The 16,541-nt window shown below is 59.8% G+C and carries 12 protein-coding genes; 4 read left to right on the top strand and 8 right to left on the bottom strand.

Annotated elements, in window-relative coordinates; translation table 11 throughout:
• Positions 1-45 precede the first annotated feature (45 nt).
• Both M3P88_RS04710 and katG read right to left on the bottom strand, forming a co-directional pair.
• The gene (locus M3P88_RS04710) at positions 46-645 is read right to left on the bottom strand and encodes a DJ-1/PfpI family protein (RefSeq protein ID WP_249614896.1); all 600 of its coding nucleotides are present in this window, start codon (positions 643-645) and stop codon (positions 46-48) included.
• A gap of 215 nt (positions 646-860) precedes the next feature.
• Complete coding sequence (gene katG, locus M3P88_RS04705; protein WP_249614895.1) at positions 861-3,026, bottom strand: catalase/peroxidase HPI; 2,166 nt, start codon at positions 3,024-3,026, stop codon at positions 861-863.
• 262 nt (positions 3,027-3,288) lie between these two features.
• Here katG and M3P88_RS04700 point away from each other — a divergent pair, with 262 nt between their 5' ends.
• Positions 3,289-3,783, top strand: coding sequence for a prolyl-tRNA synthetase associated domain-containing protein (locus M3P88_RS04700; protein ID WP_249614894.1), 495 nt, complete (start codon positions 3,289-3,291; stop codon positions 3,781-3,783).
• Positions 3,784-4,323: 540 nt separating this feature from the next.
• Here the strand turns inward: M3P88_RS04700 and M3P88_RS04695 are convergent.
• Both M3P88_RS04695 and M3P88_RS04690 read right to left on the bottom strand, forming a co-directional pair.
• Entirely contained in the window at positions 4,324-5,802 is a 1,479-nt protein-coding gene (locus M3P88_RS04695; RefSeq protein ID WP_249614893.1) for a basic amino acid/polyamine antiporter, read from the bottom strand.
• A gap of 84 nt (positions 5,803-5,886) precedes the next feature.
• Positions 5,887-8,271: an Orn/Lys/Arg family decarboxylase gene (locus M3P88_RS04690; RefSeq protein WP_249614892.1), complete on the bottom strand. Its 2,385-nt coding sequence runs from the start codon at positions 8,269-8,271 to the stop codon at positions 5,887-5,889.
• Positions 8,272-8,676: 405 nt separating this feature from the next.
• Here M3P88_RS04690 and M3P88_RS04685 point away from each other — a divergent pair, with 405 nt between their 5' ends.
• Entirely contained in the window at positions 8,677-10,020 is a 1,344-nt protein-coding gene (locus M3P88_RS04685) for a dicarboxylate/amino acid:cation symporter (RefSeq protein ID WP_249614891.1), read from the top strand.
• Positions 10,021-10,161: 141 nt separating this feature from the next.
• On the opposite strand, the gene eutC is transcribed toward M3P88_RS04685, so the two are convergent.
• From eutC to eat, 3 genes are read right to left on the bottom strand one after another with little or no spacing between them, the layout of a single operon-like run.
• The gene (gene eutC, locus M3P88_RS04680) at positions 10,162-10,995 is read right to left on the bottom strand and encodes an ethanolamine ammonia-lyase subunit EutC (RefSeq protein WP_249614890.1); all 834 of its coding nucleotides are present in this window, start codon (positions 10,993-10,995) and stop codon (positions 10,162-10,164) included.
• A complete protein-coding gene (locus M3P88_RS04675) occupies positions 10,992-12,368 on the bottom strand; it encodes an ethanolamine ammonia-lyase subunit EutB (protein WP_249614889.1) in 1,377 nt (458 codons plus the stop codon). Before M3P88_RS04675 ends, eutC begins: the two co-directional genes overlap by 4 nt.
• Before the next feature lie 10 nt (positions 12,369-12,378).
• Entirely contained in the window at positions 12,379-13,797 is a 1,419-nt protein-coding gene (gene eat, locus M3P88_RS04670; protein ID WP_249614888.1) for an ethanolamine permease, read from the bottom strand.
• A 349-nt stretch (positions 13,798-14,146) separates the two neighbouring features.
• Here eat and M3P88_RS15895 point away from each other — a divergent pair, with 349 nt between their 5' ends.
• Positions 14,147-15,100: a helix-turn-helix domain-containing protein gene (locus M3P88_RS15895; protein WP_283773113.1), complete on the top strand. Its 954-nt coding sequence runs from the start codon at positions 14,147-14,149 to the stop codon at positions 15,098-15,100.
• A 96-nt stretch (positions 15,101-15,196) separates the two neighbouring features.
• On the opposite strand, the gene M3P88_RS04660 is transcribed toward M3P88_RS15895, so the two are convergent.
• Positions 15,197-15,862 carry a YecA family protein gene (locus tag M3P88_RS04660; protein WP_249614887.1) on the bottom strand — a complete coding sequence of 222 codons (666 nt, stop codon included), beginning with the start codon at positions 15,860-15,862 and terminating at the stop codon, positions 15,197-15,199.
• Between the two features lie 236 nt (positions 15,863-16,098).
• On the opposite strand from M3P88_RS04660, the gene M3P88_RS04655 reads away from it, so the two are divergent.
• Positions 16,099-16,473 (top strand): MerR family transcriptional regulator, encoded by a 375-nt coding sequence (locus M3P88_RS04655; RefSeq protein WP_249614886.1) that lies wholly within the window; start codon positions 16,099-16,101, stop codon positions 16,471-16,473.
• Positions 16,474-16,541: the final 68 nt, after the last annotated feature.

Raw genomic sequence — 16,541 nt, 5'->3', positions numbered from 1 at the left:
GGCATCCCCACTTTGCGCGCGGCAAAACACGCAGCCTGCGAAAAATCAGAACAAGTACGGCTCGATATGTCGCATCGCACGCGCGACGTACGCTTCTTTCTCGCCCACCGGGGCGACGTAATACAGTGCGCTTTGTGCGGCCTCCAGCCCGGCCAACCGAGCAATCGTCCAGGCAGCAAGGTACGGTGATGCCAGACAACCACCCGCAGTAGCCACATTGCCGCTGGCAAAGAAAGCTTGGTTCAAAACGCTGACACCCGCCTCCTGCACCCAGGGCTTAGTGATCAGGTCGGTACAAGCCGGAATGCCCTCCAGCACGCCAAGCTTGGCGAGCAGCAGTGCGCCGGAGCATTGTGCGCCCAACAATTGCCGGGATGGGTCAAACTGCATCTGCGCCATTAAATCCGCATCCGCGACAATATCTCGGGTTTTCATTCCGCTACCCACGATTACCGCATCGGCCTGACTCGCCTCGTCAAGCGAGATGTGCGACTCGATTACGACGCCATTCATAGATCGCACTTTTGCGGTGGGGCTGGCTATCGACACGCGCCAAGCGGGTGTATTGATACGCCGGAGAATCCCGAGCGCGATGAATGAATCAAGCTCGTTAAAGCCGTCGAAAGTGAGGATCGCGATGTGCATGGAAGTGTCTCCCAATATTTGGGCAAGTGCCCGGCAGGTGCTGAAACAGACAATGCTCAGCACAGACATTATGCCAAACAATTTACATCACCGGCCTCGCCCCCCGTCACGGCAGCCAAACCGGGGCCCCAAAGCCTGTCGCGGGTGCCGACAAAATAAAAACCGGCAAGGCGTAAAGCCTTGCCGGTTACCGGTTGCCGCCCTCTTGCGCAGCGCTAGCTGTTCAAGTCGAAGCGGTCTGCATTCATCACCTTGACCCAAGCGGCGACAAAGTCGCGGACGAACTTCTCCTGGTTATCGTCTTGCGCATACACCTCGGCATAGGCACGCAGGATGGAGTTGGCGCCAAACACCAGATCCACCCGGCTTGCCGTCCATTTAACGGTGCCGCTAGCGCGATCGCGCAGCACATACAAGCCGTCGCCCGTCGGATGCCAGCTATAAGCCATATCGGTCAGGCCGACAAAGAAGTCGGTGCTCAGCGCGCCCACGCGGTCGGTAAACACACCGTGACTGCTATTGCCGTAATTGGCACCCAATACGCGCAAGCCACCGACCAGTACCGTCATCTCCGGCGCGGTCAGCCCCATCAGCTGGGTACGCTCGAGCAGCAACTCTTCGGCACTGACCGCATAGTCCTGCTTCAGCCAATTGCGGTAGCCATCGTGCAAAGGCTCCAGCACGGCAAACGATTCGATATCGGTCATCTCCTGGCTGGCATCGCCCCTGCCTGCGGCAAACGGCACTTCGATCGCGAAACCGGCCGCGCGTGCCGCCTGCTCAACACCGACATTGCCCGCCAGCACGATCACGTCGGCCACGCTGGCGCCACTTTGGGCGGCAATGGGTTCAAGCCGTGCCAGCACACGGGCCAGCCGCTCGGGCTCATTACCGGCCCAGTTTTTTTGCGGCAATAGCCGGATGCGGCCCCCGTTGGCACCGCCGCGCTTGTCCGAACCACGGAAGGTGCGTGCGCTATCCCAAGCCGTACTCACCAGATCGGCAACCGACAGACCGCTGGCGGCGATCTGGGCTTTGACGGCGGCGATATCGTAAGCGGTCGAACCGGCGGGAGACGGGTCTTGCCAGATCAAATGTTCAGCCGGCACATCGGGGCCGATATAGCGGGTTTTCGGCCCCAGATCACGATGGGTGAGCTTGAACCAGGCGCGGGCGAACACTTCCGAAAAGTAGGCATGATCTTGATAAAAACGCTCGGCAATCACGCGATAGGCCGGATCCATCTTCATGGCCATATCGGCATCGGTCATGATCGGGTTGTAGCGGATACTGGCGTCCTCGACATCGACCGGCTTGTCTTCTTCCCTGATATTGACCGGCTCCCACTGATGCGCGCCGGCCGGACTCTTTTTCAGCTCCCATTCGTAGTTCAACAACAGATGGAAGTAGCCATTGTCCCAGCGAGTCGGATGCGTGGTCCATGCGCCTTCAAGGCCGCTGGAGACGGTGTCGCGGCCGATGCCGCGCTGCGTTTTATTGACCCAGCCCAAGCCCTGGTCTTCTGGCAGCGCCCCTTCCGGTGCCGGCCCGAGCAAGCCGGCGTCGCCGTTACCATGGCATTTGCCTACCGTGTGGCCACCGGCGGTCAGTGCCACCGTTTCTTCGTCGTTCATGGCCATGCGGGCAAAGGTAACGCGCACATCTTGTGCGGTTCGCAGCGGATCCGGCTGGCCACCAACGCCCTCCGGGTTCACATAAATCAAGCCCATCTGCACGGCAGCCAGCGGGTTTTCCAGCGAGTCGCGCTTGTCGTCCTGATAGCGGGAAGCACCCAGCCACTCTTTCTCCGAGCCCCAGTAAACATCTTGCTCCGGATGCCAGATATCCTCGCGCCCGAAGGAGAAGCCATAGGTTTTAAGCCCCATGGACTCGTAAGCCATGGTACCGGCCAGCTCGATCAGATCGGCCCAGCTCAGCCGGTTGCCGTATTTCTTTTTGATCGGCCACAGCAGGCGGCGCGCCTTGTCCAGGTTGACGTTGTCCGGCCATGAGTTGAGCGGCGCAAAGCGCTGGTTGCCATGCCCGGCGCCACCGCGCCCGTCCGCCGTGCGGTAAGTGCCTGCCGAGTGCCAGGCCATGCGTATCATCAGACCGCCATAGTGGCCCCAGTCGGCCGGCCACCAGGGCTGGCTCTGGGTCATGAAATCTTTCAGGTCTTGCTTGAGTGCCTGTACATCGAGCTTTTTCACTTCTTCCCGATAGTTGAAGCCGGCATCCATGGGGTTGGTCTTGCTGTCATGCTGGTGAAGAATGTCGAGATTGAGCGCATGTGGCCACCAATTCATATTGGTGCTGCCAACCTCGGTATTGGCACCATGCAACACCGGGCACTTGCCCGCACTACCCTGTTTGCTTTGCATACATCCAGCTCCTTGTTTGACGCGCGAATGACTTCATGAAAACGACAGTCCAAAACCAGCTCATGGCAAAGTGTATACCCAAAGCGCCGCACCGGCTACCCAGTCAGTCTATGCGATGATTTTTTGTTTGCCATACACCGGCCCGCAAGGCCCGCCCGGCGGCGCTCTAGACAAACGCTTGGCCATGCGACTGCACGCATGCATGAATAGCGCTACAAATACGCTATTGACAAATTTAGCGAGCAGAATTTATCTTTTATGCATGACCGATACCCTCGCCGCCTTTCTCGACCAGCACGCGCTTATCCATCAGCGTTTCGAACACCCGCCGGTATTCACTTGCGAAGAAGCATCGCGACTGTGCCCAGCCATGCCCGGCGCCGAGACCAAAAATCTGTTTTTATGTGACAACAAAGGCAAGCGCCATTTTCTGCTGTCGATGCCGGCCGAAAACAGCGTCGACTTAAAAGCACTGGCCCCCATACTGGAGGTCAAGAGCCTGCGTATGGCCTCGCCCGAGCGCCTGTTGCGCTACCTGGGGCTCACCCCGGGCGCCGTGACGCTGCTGGCCGCCTTCAACGATGCCGAACACGCCGTCGAAGTGGTGATTGATCAGGCCTTATGGACGGCCGATGCCGTGTTGTCGCATCCGCTGGTCAATACCGCCACCTTGTCCTTGCCGCATGATTCGCTCGCGCGCTTTTTCACGCTAACCGGTCACGTGCCGCGCATCATCGACGTCCCGCAGCCCGGCTAAAGCACCTACGGCCTGCGCTTAGAACCTGTTCACGATCTGCTGCGCATCGGCGATGCGGCGTTAAAAACAGCTTCGAAATGCTCATGTAGCACCTGTACATTCCGCTTTCTCAGCCGTTTTCGCCTTGTCTCGCCCTCGCTCGCGAGATCGTGAACACGCTCTTAGCGGCCGGAGGGCCAAGTTGCATCGTGACATTCCGGATCAGCAGCCTGTCTTTGCTATTGCGCACCGCACCAATACGTTGGTATAACTCTCGCCCCGGCGGATAAACGCCGGATGTCGCACTGCGGCCCCACCAAGAACAAGAGAAGATCGTGGAGACAACCGCGCCGGAAAGTCCGGCATTCCATCCCTAGCCTCGCCAGCCGGCAACAAGACCTGCGCGGGCAAGCAGAAAGAAGACCATGGTTACCCAACGTGATATCGACGACTGGGCCGAGCTCGACGTAGCTTGATCCAAAAAAGGGAAACGGCAGCACTGCCGTTTCCCTTTTTAACTGCATGGCCATGGCGAGAACCACCCAGCCAGCACAGGCCGTCTTATACCTTGATCACGCCCGCCAGATACAAGGCAAGGACGGCAATATCCAGCCCGATCAACACCAGCAAATACATCTTTTCCCGCCCCTGAAAAACCGGTGCCGAAGGATTCTGCTCTCGGCGTGACCAGATATAGACCGGCAGCCCGACCGTCAGCAGCAGCGGAATCATGGCCACATATTGCAGCCCCCCCGCATAGAACATGAACAGGCAGAACACAAAACCGATGGCACCGCTGGCCGTAGCCAGGCGCAGCCCCTTATCGCTACCCACATACTTCTGGTAATCCCCGTTTCTGCACATTTTGAACAGGAACAAGGTTGCGGCCAGATAGGCCGGCAAAACCATGACCGTGGTAATGCTCAGCATGGTGTTCCAGGCATTATTCGAGAAGTACACCAGCAACATCGCCGCCTGCATGATGAAGCTGCTGACCCACAACGAGACCGATGCGGACGCATTTTTATTGGTCTTGGCAAAAGCCTTGGGGAAGGTGCCATTCACGCCGGCTGCCCACGGAATTTCGGCACACAACATCGTCCATGCCAGCCATCCGGCCAATACCGAGACAATCAGGCCGACATTCATCAGCCATGCACCCCAGTCACCGACCACCATCTGCAAAACCCCGGCAGTCGACGGGTTGGCGACACTCTTGAGCACCGATTGCGGTGCAATACCAAACGGCAGCACCGAGAGCAAGACATATACCAGCAAGGCAACCACGAAACCAATCAGCGTGGCCTTGCCCACATCCGATTTATTTTTGGCCCGGCCGGACAACACCACGGCACCCTCAACCCCGATAAAAGCCCATAGCGCCACAATCATCGGCGACATCACCTGCGAGGCGATCGAGCCCAGGTCCTGACTGGTTTTTGCCGCCGCATGTCCCCAGAAGTCGCTGACCAGCATATGCGGGCTCATGACAAATCCGGCGATCACAATGAATAGAACCAGAGGCACCAGCTTGGCTACCGTCCCGATGGTATTCACGATGCCAGAGACCTTCATGCCCGACAGCACCAGAAAGTTGTAAGCCCAGATCAGGATGGAACCGAAGATGATCGAATTCAGATTATTCCCACCGGTGAACACGCCGGGGAAAAAGTAGTTGAATGCATCCATCAGAATGACGGCAAAAGCGACATTGCCAAAGGCCGCCATCAGCCAATAACCCCAGGCCGAAATAAAGCCGACAAAAGGACCAAATCCTTCGCGCGCATACATATAAATGCCGGCTTGCAGATCGGGACGTGCATCCGCCAGCATGCGAAACGCGTTGGCAATAAAAAACACACCAACCCCGGTAATCAGCCAGGCAATAATCACCGGTCCGATAGCCGAAGCCTGGGCCATATTCTGTGGCAGGCTGTACACGCCGCCCCCTAACATCGACCCGACCACCACCGCAATCAGGGCAAAAAAGCCCAATTTTCCTTGCGTACTTTCTCCGCCTGCAGCGTTCTGGCTAGACATGAGTTGAACTCCAATTGATGGATTCAGATTGCGGATAAAGCCCGGGCTGCGCCGCAGCCCGGGCTCTCCACAGGATAAGCCGACCTAGTGACGGCCCTTTTTAACGGCGCTGGAGCGTGTTTGCGTCAGATTGGCGCCGGCAAATGGCTTCGCCTCGCGCGCATCCTCGACCAGCGCACGCACCCAGAAATTGCCCTGCTCGTCGACGCTGACGCCATGCACCTCATGCTCGAAGCCCGGAAATGCCCGGTCAAAGACCTGCAATGCACTCAGATAGGACACGATAGGATTGTCGCCAGCCGGAACCCGCTCGCCCGGCATCAGCAACGGAATTCCCGGTGGGTAGGGAACCAGCATGCTGGCGGCGATCCGTCCGGCAAAGTCTTCGACCTTCACCGGCTCAGCCTTATAGCGGACGACTTGCTGGAATGCCGCCGCCGGTGTCAGCACCGGTTGTGGCGCCACGCTGACTGCTGCATCCAGCTGTTTTAACAGCGACAGTTCAGTCATTTTTCCATGCATCGTGTCGCATAGCGTTTTAAGAGACATGTCAGCATAAACGGCATGCGCTTGCGCCAGCTCGGGAATCGCCTCGGCCACGCTCGCGCCTTCGTCGTACAGGCGCTTGAACTCCAGCAAGGTCTCCAGCAACGCACCCCACTTACCCTTGGTCGTGCCGACCGAGAATAGAATCAGCAAGGTATAGTCACCGGTGCGGGCGATTTCTGTCCTGCGGCTATCCAGAAACTTGGTCAGTACATAACCGGGAATGCCCCGCGCCTCGACCGTACCGTCAGCGCGCATGCCCGGGCATGTAATGGTCACCTTGACCGGGTCTAGCATGCAGTCGGTGCCGGCAATATCTTCCCTGGCAAAACCATGCCAGTCTTCATCCGCACCCAATTGCCAGCAGGATGGTTCGCGCCCCAGCAGACCCGCAGGCGCCTCTTCGAAACGATAGCGCACTTGTGTTTGCGGATCCGTGACTTCGCGCGGCTGCAAGACATCGAAGAACCAGCTGTCTGCGCCCTCTTCCTCTTCGAATTTGCGCTTGATCGCAACCACGGCCTTGCGAAAGGCAACCGCGTCATCGATGGCTTCTTGCAACAGCGACTCGCCAGAAGCACCTTCCATCATGGACACGGCCACATCAATCGAGGCGATGATCGGATAATAAGGCGAGGTCGTGCCATGCATCATGAAGGCGTCGTTGAAGTCATGAAAACTCAGCGGTGCACGCGGGCTGCTCTTCACATGGATCATCGAGGCCATAGACAGCGCAGGCAGCATCTTGTGTGTCGACTGCACGGCAAAAAGTGTTGGCGCATCCGGCTGATCCGAAGCCGCACCCATGGCAAAGCGGTGTCGGTACAGAGGATGGAACTTGGCATACGCATACCATGCTTCATCGAAATGAATGCGCGGCACACTCTGGCCTAGCTGGCGCACCACATCATCCACGTTGTAACAGAAGCCGTCGTAAGTACAGTTGGTCACTACCGCATAACTTGGCGCGGCGCTTGCCGCCCCTTGCGAGAGTGCACTGGCCTGAATCAGTTGCTTAACGCTTTCCTTACCCAGCCTTTCGGTCGGAATGGGGCCGATCATTCCCCACGCATTACGCGTAGGCTGCAGGTAGACAGGGCGAGCATGCGAGAGTGTCAGGCCATGGTTAAGCGATTTGTGGCAGTTGCGATCGACCACACAGATTTCATCGGCTCCGATCGCGCCTTGCGCAACGATCCGGTTGGAAGCCGAAGAGCCGCCGACACAGTAAAACGTCCACTCGGCGCCAAACGCCTTGGCCGCACGGGCTTCGGATGCTTTTGGTGGCCCGGCGTGTTCGAGATAATCCCCCATTTCGCTGGTCGCCACGCCAATATCGGCCCGCAACATGTTTTCACCGAAAAAGCGTAGAAACTCTGCGCCCACCGGATGTTTCTTATATGCCATCCCGCCCATATGACCGGGGCAATCCCAATAATAATCGCCACTCTCGGTAAACTCTTTGAGCGCCTTAAAATAAACCGGTAACAAATTTTTGTTATATTGCTCTACCGCCGTTTTTATTCGCTCGGAAATAAAGTTGGGCGTTTCCGAGTAAATATGGACGTATTCCCGAATTTCTTTCAGGACATCAAGCGGCAAGATGGAAAAAACATGATTACTATCCGACAGCAGAAAAATCGGCAAATCGGCATTGCGCTCACGAACCATGCCGACCATCTCGCCTATATGCGCCAGACCGCAAGGCGACTCCTCCGCCGCCGCGACATAGACACCAATCGCGCCTAAGCCCATGCTTTCCTTGAGGAATATTTCAGCATCTTGCACCGTATAGGCATACTCGGCCTCGAACCCTTGCTGCAGCAGCGCGCCGACAATTCGACCCATGGCCTGTGCAGCAGGTGTGTCTTCACCGGATAAAACACCATTTAACACCAGCAGTATTTTCTTGTTTGTTGACATCACTCTTTCCCAATCCGTTTCAATTGAACAGAAAAGTTTAGACAAAAACCATCCTGCCTGAGAAAACAGACACCAACCCCACCAACCGGAAAGCGCTAAGCCAGTAAAGGATCGTCTGTTTACTAAACGACAACCACACTCTAGCAGCCAGAAATCAGAATTCCAGTTGCAGGCATTAACAGACTGCCTGTCACAAAAATAACAAATCATTTGAAACACTGAATTCCTCCCGCACCGACAGCGCTTTCTGGCGCGCATGCTCTTGTTCTCACCCGCACTCTTCTGGAGACAATTGCGGCTTTCCCTAATGGGGAAAACCGCAATTACCCAGCAACTTCCAGACAGCTAGCATGCGTTCACGACTTAAAAACCGTGCCGTCAGAATTGCCAACAGGAAGCCACCTCATGCCGCAAAAACCGCTCTATACCCGCCTGTATTTCCAGGTCCTGCTCGCCATCGCGCTCGGGGTTGCGCTGGGTGCCGTCATGCCGGAACTGGGCGCCAAGATGAAGCCGCTGGGTGATGCCTTTATCAAGCTGATCAAGATGATGATCGCGCCGATCATCTTCACCACGGTGGTCGTCGGTATTGCCAAGATGGGCGACATGAAGGAAGTTGGCCGCGTCGGCATCAAGTCCCTGCTCTACTTCGAGGTGGTCACCACGCTGGCGCTGATCATCGGTCTGGTGGTGGTCAATGTGCTAAAGCCCGGTGCCGGCCTGAATGTCGATCCGGCTTCGCTGGATGCCTCCTCCATCGCCAAGTACACCGATGGCGCCAAGGAGATGAGCACCATCGACTTTCTGATGCACATCATTCCGGACACGGTAGTGGGCGCTTTTGCCGGCGGCGAGATCCTGCAGGTATTGCTGTTCTCGGTTTTGCTGGGTCTGGCGCTCACCCGTCTGGGCGACAAGGGCAAGCCGCTGGTTTCCATTCTTGACGAGTTCTCGCACGCCCTGTTCGGCATCATCGGCATGCTGATGAAGCTGGCTCCGATCGGTGCTTTCGGTGCGATGGCCTTCACCATCGGCAAGTACGGCATCGGCTCGCTCAAGCAGCTGGGCTTCCTGATGCTGTGCGTCTACATCACCTGCTTCGCCTTCGTGTTTGTGGTACTGGGCACCATCGCCAAGCTGCACGGCTTTAGCCTGATCAAGTTCCTCGCCTACATCAAGGAAGAACTGATTCTGGTGCTGGGCACCTCGTCGAGCGAAACCGCGCTGCCGCGCATGATGAGCAAGCTGGAAAACCTGGGTTGCGCCAAGCCGGTGGTCGGCATGGTGATTCCGACCGGTTACTCGTTCAATCTGGACGGCACCTCGATCTACTTGACCATGGCGGCGATCTTCATCGCGCAGGCGACCAATGTCGAGCTGACGCTGGCCGAAGAGCTGGGCATTCTGGGCGTGCTGCTGTTGACCTCCAAGGGCGCGGCGGCGGTGACCGGCGGCGGCTTCATCACGCTGGCGGCGACACTGGCGACGCTGGGCGGCAAGCTGCCGGTCGAAGGGCTGGCGCTGTTGATCGGTGTTGACCGCTTTATGTCCGAAGCGCGCGCCATCACCAACCTGATCGGCAATGGCGTGGCCACCGTGGTGGTCGCCAAGTGGGAAAATGCACTGGATGTTGCGCGCATGCACCGCGTTCTCAACGGTGAGACCGAACTGGAAGCGGACGAGCCGGAAGTGGTGGCCGATGCAGAACTGGAAACCCTGACGCTGACACCAGCCCACGAGACACGCTAAGCATAGGCTTCTCAGACAAAAAGCCCGGCGGATCATCCGCCGGGCTTTTTACATTCAGGCACTGAAACCTGAACTCTGCCTAAAAGCGCAGAATGAAAAAACCACGCTGCCTTGGCATGTCAAAATTCTACACGCGAAGCGCTAGCAGATAACTGGCTTACCCCCACCTCGCTGCCCGCCCTCTATCGCCTGCAGCGCAAGATACGCCGCCTCGGCGGCGCTGCCATCCTTGAGCGCCACCCCGCTACCGTCGCGCCATGCGGCGCGCAACAACCACATCAGCTTGTATGCAGCCAGCGGATAACTCAGCCCCTCTGGCCGGACATTGGAGATGCAGTTGCGCGCCGCGTCGTTCAGACCGACCCGGGGCGCTGCGGTCAGATAGACGCCGAGACTATCGGGTGAACTCAGCCCCGGGCGCTCGCCGATCAGCATCACCAGCATGCGCGCACCGAGCACGACACCGACCTCGTCTCCCAGCGCCACCCGCGCCTGCGACGCCAGCACTAGCGGCCCCAGTGACCAGCCCTCGCCGCGCAATGCGGGCGCCAGCGCCTCGAGCAGGCGTGGCGCATGGCTGGCCACGGCACGCGCCGACAAGCCATCGCCCAGCACCAACACCAGATCGCAGCCTCCCGCCGGCGCCGCCGCCTGCAGCGCCAAGCGCGCATCCGGCGCCAACTTACGCCCCAGATCCGGCCGCTGCAGATAGCAGGCACGATCTGGCGCCGCACTATGCACCTGTAGCACGGGCAAGCCATGTCCGGCCAGTTCGCGCGCAAGGGCCTGCGTGTCCAGTTCGCCGTGTACCGCGTCGCGCGCGCGCGCATGGTCCAGCGCAAAAGCCAGTGTCTGCCGCGTCGGCAGACTTACACCACTGCGCCCCAGCGCGATGCGCGCCACCGTATGCTGGCGCTCGGCCGACCAGGCGTCCTCTGCAACCGCAGCCCCCAACCGCAAAGTATTTTTTTTCATGCTGCCTCCGCCAGACGCAACAAGCTACTGCCAGCACCCGGCAACAGGCGCTGCCCGTCGCTCAGCGCCATCGACTGCAGCCAGTCCTCGAACTCGGGTGCGCGGCGCAGACCCAGCACCTCGCGCAGGTACAGCGCGTCGTGAAACGAGGTGCTCTGGTAGCCCAGCATGATGTCGTCCGCCCCCGGCACGCCGATGATGAAATTCACGCCGGCCACGCCGAGCAAGGTCAACAGCGTGTCCATGTCATTCTGGTCGGCCTCGGCGTGGTTGGTGTAGCAGATATCGCAGCCCATGGGCAGGCCAAGCAGCTTGCCGCAGCAATGGTCTTCCAGCGCGGCGCGGATAATCTCGCGCCCGTCGTACAGGTACTCCGGCCCGATAAAGCCGACCACGGTATTGACCAGCAAGGGCTTGAAGTGGCGCGCTACCGCATAGGCGCGCACCTCGCACGTCTGCTGGTCAACGCCGTGATGCGCGCCAGCGGAGAGCGCGCTGCCCTGCCCGGTTTCAAAATACATCAGGTTGTCGCCCACGCTGCCCCGCCCCAGCGCCAGCGCAGCCTCGTGCGCCTCGCCCAGCATGGCCAGATTGATGCCAAAGCCGGCGTTGGCTGCCTCGGTTCCGGCTACCGACTGAAAGACCAGATCGACCGGGCAGCCGCGCCGGATCAGCTCCAGCGTGGTGGTGACGTGGGTCAATACACAGCTTTGCATCGGAATGGCGTAGCGTTGGCGCACCCCATCGAGCAAATGCAGCAGGCGGGCAATATCGTCCGGGCTATCTGATGCCGGATTGATGCCCACCACGGCGTCACCGGCTCCGTACATCAGCCCATCCAGCAGCGCAGCAGCGATGCCGCGCGCGTCGTCGGTCGGATGATTAGGCTGCAACCTCACCCCCATGCGACCTGGCAAGCCTTGGGTGTTGCGAAAGCGGGTCACCACCTGGCACTTGCGCGCGACCAGGATCAGATCCTGATTGCGCATCAGCTTGCTCACCGCTGCGACCATTTCCGGCGTCAAGCCGGGAGCCACCGCCGCCAGCGCCGCGCTGTCCGCCTGCCCGGATAACAACCAGTCGCGAAAATCGCCGACCGTCAGGTGCGCCAGCGGCGCAAACGCCTGCGCATCGTGGCTGTCCACGATCAGACGCGATACCTCGTCGGTTTCATACGGCACCACCAGTTCGGACAAGAAGTGCCGTAACGGCAGCTCCGCCAGCGCCATCTGCGCCGCCACCCGCTCCTCGGCGCTGGCGGCAGCCAGCCCGGCCAGACGATCGCCGGCACGCGACGGCGTCGCCTTAGCCAGCAGCGTCTTGAGGTCGGCAAAGCGGTAGCGGTGGCTACCCAGCGTTATCACATGCGCCATGGCGCTCTCCTTATTCGACCCGCACGGCCAAAGCAGGCGCCTCAGCCGGCTTTGCTGCCCCATGCAGCATCGGGTCATGTGCCGCGGCTGCACGGTGGTGCGCAGTCAGATAGTAGTAGGCAGTCGCCAGTGCAAGCGATACGACAAAGAACAGCGCCAGTTGCGTGTTGTACCAGACCATGGATGCCAGACACACCAGCGCCATGCACAAGGCCAGCGCCGGCAGCAGCGGGTAGCCCGGCGCACGGAACGGACGCGCGAGCCCCGGCTCCTGCTTACGCAGGCGGAACAGGGAGAGCATGGACACGATATACATCACGATGGCGCCGAACACCGACAGGGTAACGATATTGGCTGTCAGCGGCAGCCCGCCGATCTGGATCAGATTGTCGCTAAAAATGGCGGCCATGCCGATCACGCCACCGGCGAGAATCGCGCGGTGCGGGGTCTTGAAGCGCGGATGGACGACAGCCAGAAAGGGCGGCAGGTAACCGGCACGCGCCAGCGCATAGATCTGGCGCGAGTAGCCCATGATGATGCCGTGAAAGGATGCCACCAGCCCGAACAGGCCCAGCCACACCAGCATATGCAGCCAGCCGCTCTCGCTGCCGACTATCATCTTCATCGCCTGCGGCAGCGGATCATTGATATTGGCCAGCTGCGTCCAGTCGCCGGCACCGCCGGCCATCACCATCACGCCCAGCGCCAGCACGGTCAGCGTCAGGATGCCGCCGATATAGGCGCGCGGGATGGTACGGCTAGGATCCTTGGCTTCTTCCGCCGCCATGGCAGCGCCTTCGATCGCAAGAAAAAACCAGATCGCGAACGGAATCGCGGCAAACATGCCGCCAATAGCCGCCACACTGAAAGTATCGGCACCGGCCCAGCCGCCACGGGTGAAGTTGCTCCAGTCAAAACCGGGGGCTACCACCCCCATAAACACCAGCAACTCGAAAACCGCCAGCAAGGTCACGCATAGCTCGAAGGTCGCCGCGATGCCGACACCGACGATATTCAGCGCCATAAACAGCAGATACGCCCCGACGGCGATCCACTTCGCGTCCAGCGCCGGAAACTGCACATTCAGGTAGGCACCGATCGCCAGCGCGATCGCCGGCGGCGCAAACACGAACTCGCACAGCGTGGCAAAACCGGCGACCAGCCCGCCAAACGGGCCGAAGGCCCGGCGCGCATAGGCAAAAGGCCCGCCGGCATGCGGAATCGCCGTCGTCAGTTCGGTAAAGCTGAAGATAAACGCGCTGTACATCAGGGCAACAAACAGCGCGGTCAGCATAAAGCCCATCGTGCCGGCCTGCGCCCAGCCATAACTCCAGCCGAAGTATTCACCCGAGATCACCAGCCCGACAGCGATCCCCCATAGTTGCCAGCCACCCAGGCGTTTGGCCAGCCCCGTTGTTGTTGTGCTCATTGCTTTGCTCCCTTGTCCGGTATCGCCCGCCAGGCAAACGCCTGACGGTATAAGCGCGATGCTAGGGAGATGCTGCCGCCAACGGTTAGCGCAAACCGGAAAATACGCGCCGCCAGCACCGCTGCTTGCGGGCATCGCTCAAGGAGGCCACCAAGACGCACACGCAGGCATGGCTAGGCATGCACAAAAAGCGCGCAGCATGGATGACCGCCCCGCACCAGCAAGATCAACACCGGTGTGGGCACGGCCGCTTTTCGCCCCAAAACAGCGCATTTGCCGATTTCAGACAGCGCGCAGCCATGGCACGGTGTTTGCATTGTGCAGTGCAATACCCATCCACGGAGGCCGCATGATGACACCGCACAGCCCCTTGAGCTTCAGCACCCGCATCGCCCACGATGCCGACCTGCACGCCAGCTTCATCAGCGGCTGGCAGCAGGACTACGCCCAGTTATCATGCGGCCGCTATTTCGGCAGGCTGGACGAAGTGTGCGCCGCACGCTTGCAGCTGTTCAGCGAATACGCCAGTTGCGAGACCTGGCAACAGTGCAGGCCGGCCCCCGGCCGGATCTGGTTCGGCCTGCCGGCACCCGGCAGCGGCGCGAGCCTGCGCTTTGCCGGACAGGAGGTCGCCCCCAACAGCGTGCTGATCTGCCCCGGCGGCGACGATTTTTTTCTGCGCACACCGCCAGCGTTCACCATCGGTGGCATGGTAATCGAACAAGAACTGCTGGAGGCGTGCTGTCTCATGCGTTTCGGCCACGCGCTGCCGCCGCTGTGGCGACAAAGCGGCAGCCTGACGCTGACGCCAGTGGCCTGCCGCCTGCTCGAGCAGAGTCTGGCATGCTATCTGGACGCTGCCCGCAGCCAACCGGAAGCGCTACTCAGCGACAAGTGGCAGTTGCAACTGGCCGATACCCTGCTGCAGGCGCTATCTACAGGCGCGCGCGCGCCGCAGAGGCGGCGCAGCCATCTGGGCTGGGTCGAGCAAAGCTGTCGCTGGGCCAAGACAGCAGATGCACCTGCACCCAATGTGGAAAGCCTGTGCCAGCGCCTGCATGTAACCCGGCGCACGCTACAGAACGGCTTTCACCAAGCTGCGGCCATCAGCCCGCTGGGCATGCTGCGCGCACTGCGTCTGGGCGAGGTACGCCGCGCCTTGTCGTCAGCGCAGCATGCAGGCCAAAGCATCCAGGATCTGGCGCTGGCCTGGGGCTTTGGCAGCGCCAGCCAGTTCAGCCAGGACTACCGGCGTCAGTTCGGCGAGACGCCAAGCCAGACCCGGCAAGCGATGAGGCACTAGAAATGCTGGATCGGCTACCTGCCCGCCCAGCACGCACTGAAAAGCAAAAAGCCCGGCGGAAGATCCGCCGGGCTTTTTACATTCAAACGATCAAGCTCAAACCTTGCCGCAGCAAGCCTTGTATTTCTTGCCGCTACCACACGGGCACGGGTCATTACGGCCGACCTTGTCGCCCTCGCGACGCACGGTCGATGGTGCCTGCTCCTTGGCACGCCAGTAGGCATAGACTGCCAATACCGCATCTTCGACTTCGTCCTTGAAGTTTTCCAGCTCGGCATCGGTAAAGGTGATCAGATCTTCGCCATCTTCCTGCTCGAAAATGCCGCCCAAAGCCATCACCGGATACAGCAGGTCTTCGAAACCTTCGTCGTCGGCCGCTTCAAACCAGTCGGTCGCGACCACGTCCAGCGCATACAGATAGGCATTGCACCATGGCCAGTAATCGGCCTCATCGCTGTCTTCCTCGGAAAACAGGATCATTTCCGGCATATCGCCGTTCGCCAGCGCGTCTTCGGTGTTCTGGTACAAACGGGTCAGCAAGGCGCGGGCTTCTGCCTCGTCCTCGGGGCTGGCAAACGCCGGCGCATCGCCCAGCGCTTCATTCAGCAGCTCGTCCATAGACATGCGGTCCGGACCGCTGGCGACCGCGCAGAAAAAACCCTGCACTTCATCGGTACGCATGGTCGAACCATCGGCGGACAGGGGGGATAGCAGGGTTTCCAGACGGGCAAGGTCGGTGTCGGTGAAGGCTTGGGCAGTCATGATCTGTTCCTTTAAAAATTTTATTGCAGCTATTGTACCCTTTGGCGCGATTTACGGGCGACGCAGATCACATCACCATCACCCAGTCCCCTTCGCTCCACCATAGCCGACGCGCGTCGCGGCGCATGGCAGAATCGCCTCCGGCTGCCTGCCAAGCCGCGCACCACCGGCGCACTGCGCTGGCTGCGCTTCGCGCATTCACATAATATGGCGCGATAAAAACAGGGGCTTACCAAATGCAAGAGCATTTCACCATCTCCGAGCTCGCGCACGAGTTCGATATTACGCTACGCACACTGCGCTTTTATGAAGAACAAGGGCTGATAGAACCTGAGCGCAAGGGGCGCAGCCGGCTGTTTTCCAAGCGCGACCGGGCCCGCATCAAGCTGATTCTCAGGGGACGGCGCATCGGCCTGTCGCTAACCGATATCCGCGAAATCATCGCGCTGTACGACCAGCGCGAAGAAGCCAGCCAGGCGGCCAAGCTGCTGGACCTGCTGCTGGAGCGCCGTCGCCAGCTGGAGGCACAGCGCCAGGATCTGGATGCCATCCTGGCTGAAATCGACACACTGGAAGCCCACTGCCGCAGCGTCAGCACCCGGCCGGACTGACTGCCATACAACACTGCTGTCACCAAGCCCTGCTTTTTGCATGCTTCTTGATTGACGTTTACGTTAAC

The organism is Craterilacuibacter sp. RT1T (assembly GCF_023502145.1).
Taxonomy (GTDB): domain Bacteria; phylum Pseudomonadota; class Gammaproteobacteria; order Burkholderiales; family Chromobacteriaceae; genus Craterilacuibacter.
This window is presented reverse-complemented; position numbering and strand designations above follow the sequence as displayed.